The following is a 12208-nucleotide window of genomic DNA, read 5'->3' on the forward strand; positions in this document are numbered from 1 at the left end:
GTAAGGAAGATGCTGTCACCCTTGCACCTAGGGGGTAGGATTCACACCTACATGAACACACAGTTATAAGAATCTGGTTTTCACCAGCCTTACCTTCCGTCCCTGAGCATTTCTACTCATTTAGGAAGAACGAATCGCACCATCACATATAAAGTAAATACCTGGTGAGTCAGGTAAATTATGGTGTTCACCTAGCATCACCTTAGCTAGTTTTTTAATTATTATCTCCATCACACAACTTCATTAACTCCAGTATTTAAAAAGACTAGCATCTTGGGTATAAATAAAAAAATACCTCTAAAGATAGATTTCAAATCCTCAAAAAGAGGTACTGCGCCTTGATTTTAATCCTTCCCGTTCCTCCACACCGGAGGCAAAGTATCTAAATTTACTTCTTTTCTTTGACCTTCCCTGGTATTTTTCCACAGCACCGTAAACCCACCAGCACCCAGCCTATATTCGGGAAACAGCCGATAACAAGGAATATCAGTTAAATGGGATTGATATTCCCCTAAATAACTGACTGTAACTGGTTGAAAATCAGGGAACCGTGACATAAACCATTGACAAACCTGCTCATTTTCCTCCGGAGAGTAAGTACAGGTCATATAAGCAAGATAGCCCTGGGGTGCAACTAATTGAGCCGAATTAGCTAGAATCCTCTTTTGTCGATTAGCACTTTTATTAATCGCTGTGGGATGAAAACAGCCAGGGGCTTTTTCACCTTTAGCTACTAAAGATTGTCCAGTACAAGGCGCATCAACTATAACTAAATCACTAGATAATGGGATTTGCTCCGTAAAAATACTTGAATCTCGACTCACCACAGTACAAGGGCTAACTTGACAACGCTTTAAATTAGAAATCAGCATCCCTAAACGTTTACCAATGACCTCATTGCAAATTAGTAAATTAGGTTGCAAAGCTTTCCAAGCAAAAATACTCTTACCCCCTGGGGAAGCACACATATCAAAAACCAAATTCACCGACTGGGGAATCATTAATAAAACTGTAGCCGCAAACACAGAAGAAAAATCTAAACAATAAAAATCACCTTGTTGATGCAGAGGATGTTTACCAGGCTTTTCTCCTAATGATAAACGCTGCACAAAATCTGGTTGCCAATTTATTGATGATTCTACGGTGAAAGGTGATAAATTAAGCTGATTTTTACACCAAATAATTGCAGGGTTAAAGGGTTGAGGATTCATTAATGAATCAATAAACTGTTCTTGTTTATCAGGGTTTTCAAACAACCGGCGCGAGAGTTTAAGTAATAAATTTGATGGTTTTTCCATTAGTAAAAATGTGACAGAAGAACAATGCTATAGATGGTCTTGGCTGCATACTGAAAATATCATGACCGGTTAATCCAACTGAATCAAGAATGTTTGCTCCTAGTCAGGATATTAGTCCTGGGTTGAGGGAGTCAAGTCGCCAAAATTGTTCGGAGATGATGATAAATGTTCGATAATTTCCCGGATAAATTACGCCGAGAAGCGCAATTATGGCGAGATGAAGGGCTAATTAGCGCTTCGCAGTACGAAAACTTAGCAGAACGTTATCGATTTAAGAACCTGGAAGCAGCATCACGCGATCGCTTTGTGGTCACTGTGATTGGTATAGGTAGTATCCTGTTGTGTTTAGGTATAGTTACCTTCATAGCCACAAATTGGCAATCATGGTCACGAGAAGTCAAATTTATCTTGATGATCAGTTTATTTGTCTCCACTAGTATCACGGGTTTTTATACATGGCTAGAAGCTAAATCTGGGAACAACGAAAAGAGAAAACAGCAACAAAGTAAACGTATTTTGGGAGAGGGATTACTAATTTTAAGTGCCTTCGTTTTAGGTGCAAACATATTGCTGATGGCACAGATTTTCAATATTAGCGGTTCCATGGCAGAACTGTTTTTAGCCTGGGGATTTGGCGTTCTGGTCATGGCCTACAGTTTGTGTTTAAACTCCCTGGGAATTATGGCCATTATCCTCAGCCAAATCGGTTACTGGGCGGGAAGACAAGACTTTGGGGTTTCCACAGTTGACTGGAATTGGGTAAGTTTGGCAGTTCGACATATGCCCTTATTGTCATGGTTACTATTTGTACCCTTAGCATATTTTTGTCGCTCTCGCTTGATTTTTGTGGTAGCAGCCTTTGTCTTTGCTGGTACTTTGCAGTTGAATCTCAATCCCCTACCACTGCTGAATCTGGACAATATAGCCCCTTGGGTGGCCTCCTTTGCCTTTGCACTGCCACCTGCATTATTCTGGAGTTATGACGATTTACTTTTCCCCACAGTCAATTACAGGTTATTTCAACCTCTGGCGCGTAACCTGGCATTGATATTTTTTGGACTAGTCTTTTATGTGCTGTCTTTCCGTTGGCAATGGGTAGCCCCAACATTGAATACCTTGATGCCAAATAGTAACAATAATCTATTCATGTCTCTGCCTGTAATCGATTTAGGGGTTCTCAGTGGTTTAGCAGTATTACAATGGTTATCAATGCTGCGTCTGCGAAATAACCCCCCCCGCAGGGAAGTGATTTTTACTCTTGCTGTTGTTACTACCTTTTTGGCTTTCATCATTATTACACCTTTCTGGCATTTAGCTATTACCCGCATTGATGAATTAGGCAGTTTCATCTTTAATGTACTTTTCGCCTTCTTAGCATTCGGGTTAATCCGAGAGGGATTAAAGTTAAACAACAGGAGCAGATTTTGGGGAGGTATGCTATTATTAACCTTACAAATTATTAGTAGGGTTATAGAGTATAACACAGACCGACTTTTTCAGTCCCTGGTATTTGTGATCTGCGGTTGGGCATTAATTACTGCCGGACTTTGGTTTGAACGTCGCTTACCTAGTAAGTCCAGTTCCTAATTAAAGTTTGGTCACAATTAGGGACATTCAAGTGGGTGGGTGGTTTACCCTTTTTAGAGAATCTCTGCGTCAGTCCTAATTCTGGTAGTTCATCCAGACATAATTTTGACTAATAACTCTTCATCTTAGGACTAGGCTCATGAGAAATGATTCCTCTGAATCGACTGCAAAGCAATCACCTAAAACATTATCCCCTGAAGTTGAATTTTCTGAGAAGCTGAGTTTTAAAGATTACCTCACTGCTACTGAACAAAAAGCGAACCAGCCTCTACCTTTTTGGCGGCTATTAGTTCCCCTCTTAATTCAAACTGGAATTATCCTGGCCGTTCCCACCCAAGCAATGTATACTAGCATTGCTGGTAGGGATGTAATCCTGCAAACACTGAGTCAAAACCCTAATAATGTGGTTCAAGATTTTTTTCTCACCTTGGAATACAATATGTCCCGCGTGGACAATTTGAGAAGGCTTCCCGGTTGGAATGATTTATTCAGAAGGAATCAGGGGAGAAACAGACAACTTCTCCCAGGGACTAACTTATACGTGATATTGCAAGAGCAACAAATCTCCTCCGGTCGTGGTGTTCCCAGTCCTTGGCGACCCATCAGGGTGACTAGCAATTTACCCGAATCTCTTCCCAGCAATCAAGTCGCTTTAAGAGGTGTGTATCAAGATAATGCCATTATCTACGGAATAGAAACATACTACCTCCCAGAACAACAAATGCAGCAAGTTAGTAACGATATTTTCCAAAGCGTCCGGCAAACTAGAGGAAATAGACCCCCACAAATTCGACCAATTACCGTTAGAGTCAAAGTAGACCCTCAAGGTAATGCTGTACCCGTTAGTTTGTGGGTGCGCGATGCTTACGGCGATCGCGGCTATCGCAATTATCGCCTTTAATCCTCATGGCGTAAATTCCATGATACACCGGCCGCCGCCCCTGCGCCTGCTACTAAACCTGTAGCCATTCCTTGGATAGTTCTTTGTATGGGGTCTTGTGTGAGACAATCACTAGTCACAGTCTGAGATTGCAAGCAAGAATTACTTTCTGCCCAGCTGGATGTACCCCCTAGGATTACACCCGCGAGACTACAGGAACAAACGAGCAACAACAGGCGCTTGGTTTTTCTATCCATGGATGGATGCTTTCAAGGTGAGGATGAGATAACTAACCTCAACTAATGTACACCTGTTTCTCTAAATTGACCACTGATTCATCCGGAAAAAAATACTTGTACTTAGTTACGTCCTGTGCCCATGACTTTGTGAATTAAGTCCAGGTGTTGGGGTAAACAGACTCGTCGCACGTCGTAGCGACTGACGATTTCCTGTCGCGCATTGTCCCGTATTTTTTGCATTCTGTTGGGATGTTCCAGCACCTCACCTATGCGATCGCATATATCCCCTGGGCTAAAAAAGTCCACTATATATCCTACATTAGTCAGCCAAAAATGACAAGATGAATAGAACCTTGATTGCACATACATAGCTTACTTGACCAGTTCGATTGTAGCTATAAATACCATAAAATTTGCAGGTTAATTTTATTGATTGTGAGTTTCTAGAGTTATTGTTTCCCAAGGACTCAAACCACAACCACCTCTGCAACACCACCTTGCATTTTATGCATTGCATCCAGTAAGCTTTGCAGTTGCTGATCGGCTTTCAAGACTGCTAAACCCCTTACCGTTACCTTACCCGGAGAGTAAACAAAGCGGTTCTTGAGATGTTCTGGTAAGTTGGCTGCTAGTAAACTCCAAGCGGGTTCTTCCATGGGAGTTTCTAAAAGAATGTGTTGTTTATTCTCTGGTTTAATGCGGCTAAATCCTAACTTTTTCGCTACCTGTTTGAGTTCCATTACCCGTAAAAGTTGATTAGCCGGGACTGGTATGGCACCATAGCGATCGCCCCACTCCGCCGTGATATACTTTAATTCTTCTGGAGATTTTGCCGCCGCCACTGCTCGGTAAGCACTCATCTTTTGATCCACGTCGGGAATATAATCAGATGGGATAAATGCTGTGAGGTTGAGGTCAATTTGAGTATCATCAACTTTGGGTATTTCTTGTCCGCGAATTTCCCGAATCGCCTCTTCTAACATTTCCATATACAAATCAAAGCCGATGGCTTCCATTTGACCAGATTGTTCTGCACCTAACAAGTTACCCACACCTCTGATTTCCATATCGCGCATCGCCAGTTGATACCCGGAACCAAGTTGGGTAAATTCCTGAATCGCCCGCAGTCTTTGCCGTGCTGCATCGGATAAATTTTCTTGCTTGGGATAGAATAACCAAGCATGGGCTTGTATTCCCGCCCGTCCCACACGACCACGCAGTTGGTATAATTGAGATAAACCAAAACGGTGAGCATCTTCAATTAAGATTGTGTTGACTCGGGGAATATCTAAACCAGATTCAATAATTGTTGTGCAGACGAGAATATCCGCATCACCATTACTGAAAGTCAGCATAGTTGATTCTAAATCGCTTTCATCCATTTGACCATGAGCGATCGCAAACCTCGCCCCCGGTATCATTTCCCGTAAATTAGTTGTCAGTTCTTCGATGCCTTCCACCCGTGGAACTACATAAAATATTTGTCCTCTTCTGTCTAATTCCTGACGAATTGCCGTGCGCACCATTTCCGGGTTTAATGGCGCTAGGTGGGTTTTAATAGCTCTTCTGGTAGGAGGTGGTGTGGTAATTAAACTCATTTCCCGAATTCCTGACAAAGACATATATAAGGTACGGGGAATGGGAGTAGCCGAAAGTGTGAGGACATCAACTTGAGTTTTTAAGGTTTTAATTTTTTCCTTTTGATTTACCCCAAACCGTTGCTCTTCATCCACCACCAACAGTCCTAAATCACGAAAGGTGACATTCTTACCTAAAATTTGGTGTGTACCGACAACTATATCTAATTCCCCCGTGGCTAATCGCTTTTGAATGGTGCGGCGTTCTTCAGCACTACGAAACCGATTCAGTAAGCCAATAGTTACCGGGTAAGGAGCAAAGCGTTCTTTGAGGGTGTGGTAGTGTTGCTGAGTCAAAATTGTTGTGGGTGCAAGTAGTGCAACTTGCTTACCCGCGGTGACAGCCTTGAAAATAGCCCGAATTGCTACCTCTGTTTTACCAAAACCCACATCCCCACAAACTAAACGATCCATGGGGCGATCGCTTTCCATATCTCGTTTGACATCTTGTACAGCTTTGAGCTGATCTATAGTGGCTTGGTAGGGGAATGAGTCTTCCATTTCTTCTTGCCAAGGCATATCTTGGGGATAACTATAGCCTTGTTGTTTAGATCGAGCTGCATACAGTTTTAGCAAATCCACCGCCAACTTTTTGATGGCCTTACGAACTCGGTTTTTAGTATTTTCCCAAGCCTTACCAGTCATTTTGTGCAGTTCTGGTGGTTTGTCCCCCGTGCGGCGAAACCGAGATAAAGCAGCGACTTGATCAGCAGCAACTCTGAGGATACCGTCAGCATACTGCACCACCAGATAATCACGGGTTTCATGATTAATAGTTAAGCTTTCCAACTTCATAAACTGACCGATTCCGTGACTTTTGTGCACTACATAATCACCTTGACGCAGCTTATTGGGGTCTACTTGCTTGGAAGTGGCTTGGCGACGCTTGCGGATATATCCCGGTGTGGCCAGGGAATGCTGTCCGTAAAATTCCCGGTCAGTGATGACTATCAGTCGAAATGTAGGCAGGATAAAACCTTCCAGTTCCGCTAAACCGGAATACTTTATGGCTGTAGGTATATGGTTAATTTGTAATTTATCAATTGCTTGGTAGTCTCGCGGATTGGGGACAAATTGCGCTGGACAATCGTGTTCTTGTAGTAGAGAGACAGAACGGGAAGGTTGGGCAGAAATCAGCCAAATGGAGAAATTGCGATCGCGTTCTTGTCGCAGAATGTCCGCCAGCTTGCCAAATTGGTGTGGTGTTACGGGCAATGAGCGGCTAGCAAGATTTATACCACTGTTCTCTTCGGCTAATTCAGATAAATATAAAGTTTTAAACTTAGTTACATCTATGAGGCATTCATCAAAAGACCGATGGATTTTGGGTAATTCTGAGAGAATCGGGCTAGATTCTTCCCTATGACTCATACCCCATTGTTCCTGGGCATTTTCTACCCAGCGATCGCTATGTGCACGACACTGTTCTGGTTCATCAACAGCAATCAGGGTATTTTCACTTAAATAATCTAAGAGTGATGCTGGTTTTGTGAAAGCCAACCCCAGAAAACGACGACTCCCTTCTAGAAGTTCCGAGTCTGATTTCCCCTCAACCTGATCTTGTAATGCTTCCCAGACAATAGGAGCAAAACTAGTAGGAGTCAGGGTAAGTTGGTCAATTTTATCAAGGGCAGAACGTTGACTAGCAGCATCAAATTCGCGTATTTTCTCAATCTCGTCACCAAACCACTCTAATCTAACTGGCATTCCCGAAGAAACAGGAAAGACATCGACAATATCACCGCGCCGACTCCATTGACCTTCTGTTTCTACCAGTGGTACTCTTTCATACCCCAAATTGGTAATTTTTGCCCCGAAGGTATCCAGGTCAAACTCCATCCCCCGCTTCACAGTCAGACAGAAAGGTATAAAAGCTGCTGGTGGTGGTAAATGGGGTTGTAACGCCCCAGCAGTAGCGACAATTGCAAGATTGGTGTTACTTTCCCCCTTCCCATTTACCAAATCAGCCAGAACTTGCATCTGTCCCCAGGTCATTTCCGTTTCCGGGTCAAAGGGTTCATAAGGAGAGGCTTCGGAAGTGGGGTAAAAATGCACCGTCTGCCATCCCATAGCCTCCAACTGTGCATAAGCGCGTCCGCCTTCCTCCAGAGTTGGAACTACTACCAATAAATTTCTGCCAGAATTTTGGGCCAATGCTGAAGCTATTAGACCTTTGGGTAGGCGAGAAATGCCATTTAACCGCAATTCTTGTTGGCGATTTAACTGAGAAAGTAATTCAGTGTTGAGAGGCGATCGCCCCAAGGCGCGCACAATAGAAGAAAATGCCATAAGTTTTACTACAGGAGGAAGTCCTTAAAAATCACAGAAATTACAGTTAGTTTATATTCACCATTTTAAGAGTGTTCCAGCCGTTATTAACTTCACTTACAGAATTATCCTCATACTTACCGGGAGCCAGAGGGGCATCTGTGGTTAATTTTTCTCATTAATTCTCGACAATCACCAACACAGCGATAAAAGCCCTCCTATGATTACTAAATACTAAAAGGTGTATGAGCTTCTCACCTTCACCTAGATTCAGTGGCAATTCTCAAAAATGTCCTCCATCACGTTTGAAATGTTGGTCCTTTTGGCGCTAATTATAGCTAATGGTGTGTTTTCTCTGGCGGAGATGGCAGTGGTCTCAGCAAGTAAAGTCAGGTTACAGCAGCTGGCGAATCAAGGGGATACCAAAGCCCGCGTAGCCTTAGCACTAGCTGAGTCGCCAAATGATTTTCTCTCCACCATTCAATTAGCAATTAACCTCTCAATTATCCTCACAGGGGCTTGGGTAGGAGCAATCATTACATCTAGAATCTCAGTATATATACGGTTGATTCCCTTCTTGGCATCTTATAGTCAACCCCTAGCTTTCGCGGTATTAGTTGTAATAATTACCTATTTTTCCCTGATTATTGGTGAATTATTACCAAAACGTCTGGCATTAAATCACCCAGAAGCAATTGCCAAGTTTATCGCTATTCCCATGCAACGCCTAGCGGCATTTGCTTCACCATTGGTGTATTTCCTCAGTGCTTCTACTGATATAATAGTGCGAGGATTGGGGATGACACCCCATCTTGGTCCACAAGTTACGGAGGAAGAAATTAAGATTTTAATTGAACAGGGAACGGAAGCCGGAACCTTTGAGGAGGCGGAACAAGATATGGTTGAGCGAGTTTTTCGTTTAGGCGATCGTCCTGTGAGTTCTTTTATGACACCTCGTCCTGATATTGTTTGGCTGGACTTAGAGGACTCACTAGAAGAAAACCGCCAAAAGATCATTGAAAGTGCCTATTCTAGGTATCCAGTTTGTCAGGGAGGATTAGACAATGTTTTGGGGATAATTCCAGTTACCGACTTACTAGCCAGGTGTTTCCGCAGTGAACCCATGGACTTAACAGTGGGATTGCGGCAGCCTGTATATGTACCAGAAATCACACGCGGTTTAAAAGTCTTGGAATTGTTTAAACAAACCATTACTTACATGGCTTTGATAGTGGATGAATATGGTGTAATTCAAGGATTAGTGACTCTTAACGACATCATGAGCGAAATCGTCGGTGATGTTCCAGAGGAACCGGGGGAGGAAGAACCCCAAGCAGTACAACGGGAGGATGGTTCCTGGCTCTTGGATGGAATGTTATATATAGATCAGTTTTATGAACTTTTTCATCTTGAAGAGTGGGAAATTGGCCAAAGAGGTAGCTATCAAACATTGGGTGGTTTTGTGATCAATCATCTGGGTCGGATTCCCGCGGTCGCAGACCATTTTGAATGGCGGGGGATGCGTATTGAAGTTATGGATATGGACAGCAACCGGGTTGATAAAGTCCTGGTCATGCCAAAGTTAGATGACGAGGTAGAGATGAGGGAGAATGATGATGAGCTTGCTAATGAGTAATTCCTAACTCTTAGATAACCGCTTGACTTCCGCACCAGCTAACATTTCATGGGCTTGTGCTAACTTATGAGGAATTTTATCCGCGTGGGGACTATTGGCCAGAGATGGTCGTAAGTCTAGTTCCTCTAAGCGGTCTGCTCTATTACCTGGAAACCAGTGACTACCGTGACCTAAGAGATTGTAGCGCATTTTAGCATAGTCAATTAAATCGTAGGCGATCGCTAAATTTAACAACCACAAAATCACAGGAATATTCACCTGTCCTGGTGTTTCCTCAAAGGTAGGTAAGTTACTATCCCAAGTTTTTACCCAGTCTTCTCCTAAAGTAGCGATCGCTTCTTGTTCTAACTTACGCAAAATTGGCGGCAGAATTTCCTCCGCCCGGTTTAAATATTCCAAACTCTTGAGATGTTCATCAAAATCTTGGGGTCTAGCAGCACCTAAACTCAAAGTATGGACTTCTGGATGACTCAGACAAAACAAATCATTAAACACCATGGGACTTAAGGGAGCGCAAAGATTAACTAACTTGTGTGGTGGTTTATATAGCATCCCCCCTTTATCTGAGGGACTAATAATAAATACCCCCATATCGTGATGTTGAGCAGCTGTAATTGCTTCCCAATTCCATTGATTAATGTAGTACCAATGTAGATTGACATAATCAAATTTATTGGTATTAATTGCTTCTACAATCAAGTCCTTAGAACCATGGGTAGAAAAGCCGATAAATTTGACTTTTCCCTCTTTTTGTAATTGCTGCGCGACTTCTAAACAGCCACCAGGACGGATGCTATAATCCAAAGATTCCCCATGATTAATACCATGTAATCCCAGTAAATCAACGTAATCTAACTGGAGATTTTGTAGTGATTGTTCAAAGGTTTGGCGAAATTCGTCGGCATCTGCAACCGGACAGACCTTCGTTTGTACAATTATCTCCTCCCGGGGAAACTGAGGTAATATCCTTCCCAATTGTATTTCTGATGTCCCATAACCGCGAGCCGTTTCAATGTGATTAATCCCTAGTTCCACCGCGCGGCGAATAGTTGCTTCCAGATTAGCCTGACTATCCGCAGGAATTTCCGAGTCTGGCACATCTTGCCATTTAAACTGGTATCTCATACCCCCACAAGAAAAAACATGCATCTGTAATTCCGTGCGGCCAAACCTTCTATATAACATTAGTTAATTCTGAAATTACTACCAATTCAAATGTACAAAAATTTCCCACATATAGCCCCAAATCAGGATTAATCTGTGTTTATCTGGGTTTATCTGTGGTCAATTAATTCTCACTCCAAGTATCCATCTTCCAGGGTAGGCATGATGCCCACCCTAGCTGACACCTACTAAGCAGCATCTTGTAACTCAGCCGTGCGGACTGAAATTACCTGTATCTGATTACCGCGTTGCACCTTAACCTGTAAAACCTGACCGAGGCGACTATTTTCTACAAGATTCTGTAAATTATCAGCACTGGTGACTGATTCCCGGTCAACTTGTACAATGACATCACCGCGTCGGATACCCGCAATTGCCGCAGGTGAATCTGGTATAACTCGCATCACAAAAACACCATTAACTTCTGGGATTTGAATAGGAGAGTTAGGGTCAAGATTATTTTGCCTTGCTAGCTGGGGGGTTAAAGTAATCATTTGTACACCCAAATAGGGGTGAATCACTTTGCCATCACGTTGCAATTTTAAAGCGATCGCCTTAGCCTTATCAATGGGAATAGCAAAACCAATACCCATAGCATCAGGACGAATAGCAGTATTAATGCCGATGACTTCCCCGCGCTCATTTAATAGTGGACCCCCGGAGTTACCAGGATTAATCGCCGCATCGGTTTGAATAAAGTCTAAGCGTTTGTCAGCGATACCAACTTGGGCGCTAGAACGTTTCAGAGTGCTGACAATTCCCAAAGTCACAGTATTATCAAATCCTAAAGGATTACCCACTGCGATCGCCCAGTCTCCCACTTGTACTGTATCTGAAGAACCCAAAGCCGCCACAGGTAAATCCTGGTCAGGGTTAATTTTGACCACTGCCAAGTCTGTAACTTCATCAATCCCCTTAACTTTGCCTTCATAAGTGCGACCATCCTTGAGACGAACCGTAACTTTATCAGCTTGGTCTACTACATGGGCATTGGTTAAAATCAGACCACGTTTATCAATAATAAACCCAGAACCTAAACCGCGCAACTGTTCAGGGGGTAACTGTTGGGGGAAACTATCACCAAAAAATCGCCGGAAGAATGGGTCTTCCATAAATGGGTCGATGCGACGAGTAATGGTGCGTTCTGTGTCAATACGTACCACTGCATTTCCCACACGATTTACAGCTGCGGTGACAAAGCTAGTGCTACCTATAGCCGCTTTTGCTGGGGATTCCTGTTGAGGGATGATATCTGATGGCTGGGTTGGTATAGTCATATCATCCTCACCCCTGACCACAGTCGGCGCTGGGTCTGCTTGGGAGGGTAACACATGAAAAGTACCCAACGTTAGCGCCACGCCTACAATCATGGCTAACAGATAAGAACTGAATTGACGTAGAAAACCGCCTACTTGAGAAAATCGCATAATCACAACCTAATCTAGAAGGTTAATTGTGAGACGTTTTGAAACATCTATTTACATTTATTTTGACAAAAT

9 protein-coding genes are annotated in these 12208 nt (G+C 43.0%); 3 read left to right on the forward strand and 6 right to left on the reverse strand.

Annotated elements, in window-relative coordinates:
• Positions 1-344 precede the first annotated feature (344 nt).
• On the reverse strand, positions 345-1298 hold the full coding sequence (locus PN447_RS04860) for an RsmB/NOP family class I SAM-dependent RNA methyltransferase (protein WP_271761262.1): 954 nt from the start codon (positions 1296-1298) through the stop codon (positions 345-347).
• Between the two features lie 165 nt (positions 1299-1463).
• On the opposite strand from PN447_RS04860, the gene PN447_RS04865 reads away from it, so the two are divergent.
• Together PN447_RS04865 and PN447_RS04870 are read left to right on the forward strand one after the other, a co-directional pair.
• A complete protein-coding gene (locus PN447_RS04865) occupies positions 1464-2885 on the forward strand; it encodes a DUF2157 domain-containing protein (protein WP_271761264.1) in 1422 nt (473 codons plus the stop codon).
• A 139-nt stretch (positions 2886-3024) separates the two neighbouring features.
• A complete protein-coding gene (locus tag PN447_RS04870; RefSeq protein WP_271761265.1) occupies positions 3025-3786 on the forward strand; it encodes a GDYXXLXY domain-containing protein in 762 nt (253 codons plus the stop codon).
• Here PN447_RS04870 and PN447_RS04875 read toward each other — a convergent pair.
• The 3 genes from PN447_RS04875 to mfd form a co-directional block, all read right to left on the reverse strand.
• The gene (locus PN447_RS04875) at positions 3783-4022 is read right to left on the reverse strand and encodes a hypothetical protein (protein WP_271732467.1); all 240 of its coding nucleotides are present in this window, start codon (positions 4020-4022) and stop codon (positions 3783-3785) included. The genes PN447_RS04870 and PN447_RS04875 overlap by 4 nt on opposite strands.
• A gap of 102 nt (positions 4023-4124) precedes the next feature.
• The gene (locus PN447_RS04880) at positions 4125-4373 is read right to left on the reverse strand and encodes a hypothetical protein (RefSeq protein WP_271761267.1); all 249 of its coding nucleotides are present in this window, start codon (positions 4371-4373) and stop codon (positions 4125-4127) included.
• A gap of 98 nt (positions 4374-4471) precedes the next feature.
• Complete coding sequence (gene mfd / locus PN447_RS04885; RefSeq protein WP_271761269.1) at positions 4472-7930, reverse strand: transcription-repair coupling factor; 3459 nt, start codon at positions 7928-7930, stop codon at positions 4472-4474.
• A 268-nt stretch (positions 7931-8198) separates the two neighbouring features.
• Between mfd and PN447_RS04890 the strand changes: the two genes are divergently transcribed.
• Positions 8199-9545 (forward strand): hemolysin family protein, encoded by a 1347-nt coding sequence (locus tag PN447_RS04890; protein WP_271761271.1) that lies wholly within the window; start codon positions 8199-8201, stop codon positions 9543-9545.
• Positions 9546-9548: 3 nt separating this feature from the next.
• On the opposite strand, the gene PN447_RS04895 is transcribed toward PN447_RS04890, so the two are convergent.
• Both PN447_RS04895 and PN447_RS04900 read right to left on the reverse strand, forming a co-directional pair.
• Positions 9549-10730 (reverse strand): aldo/keto reductase, encoded by a 1182-nt coding sequence (locus PN447_RS04895; RefSeq protein WP_271761273.1) that lies wholly within the window; start codon positions 10728-10730, stop codon positions 9549-9551.
• 167 nt (positions 10731-10897) lie between these two features.
• The gene (locus tag PN447_RS04900) at positions 10898-12136 is read right to left on the reverse strand and encodes an HhoA/HhoB/HtrA family serine endopeptidase (protein ID WP_271761274.1); all 1239 of its coding nucleotides are present in this window, start codon (positions 12134-12136) and stop codon (positions 10898-10900) included.
• Positions 12137-12208 lie beyond the last annotated feature (72 nt).

It is taken from the genome of Anabaena sp. CS-542/02 (assembly GCF_028331085.1).
GTDB classification, from domain to species: Bacteria; Cyanobacteriota; Cyanobacteriia; order Cyanobacteriales; family Nostocaceae; genus Anabaenopsis; species Anabaenopsis arnoldii.

Bases quoted from the DNA above. Each gene is read 5' to 3' on its own strand.
- PN447_RS04860 (WP_271761262.1), bottom strand. From the start codon at position 1,298: ATGGAAAAACCATCAAATTTATTACTTAAACTCTCGCGCCGGTTGTTT.
- PN447_RS04865 (WP_271761264.1), top strand. From the start codon at position 1,464: ATGTTCGATAATTTCCCGGATAAATTACGCCGAGAAGCGCAATTATGG.
- PN447_RS04870 (WP_271761265.1), top strand. From the start codon at position 3,025: ATGAGAAATGATTCCTCTGAATCGACTGCAAAGCAATCACCTAAAACA.
- PN447_RS04875 (WP_271732467.1), bottom strand. From the start codon at position 4,022: ATGGATAGAAAAACCAAGCGCCTGTTGTTGCTCGTTTGTTCCTGTAGT.
- PN447_RS04880 (WP_271761267.1), bottom strand. From the start codon at position 4,373: ATGTATGTGCAATCAAGGTTCTATTCATCTTGTCATTTTTGGCTGACT.
- mfd (WP_271761269.1), bottom strand. From the start codon at position 7,930: ATGGCATTTTCTTCTATTGTGCGCGCCTTGGGGCGATCGCCTCTCAAC.
- PN447_RS04890 (WP_271761271.1), top strand. From the start codon at position 8,199: ATGTCCTCCATCACGTTTGAAATGTTGGTCCTTTTGGCGCTAATTATA.
- PN447_RS04895 (WP_271761273.1), bottom strand. From the start codon at position 10,730: ATGTTATATAGAAGGTTTGGCCGCACGGAATTACAGATGCATGTTTTT.
- PN447_RS04900 (WP_271761274.1), bottom strand. From the start codon at position 12,136: ATGCGATTTTCTCAAGTAGGCGGTTTTCTACGTCAATTCAGTTCTTAT.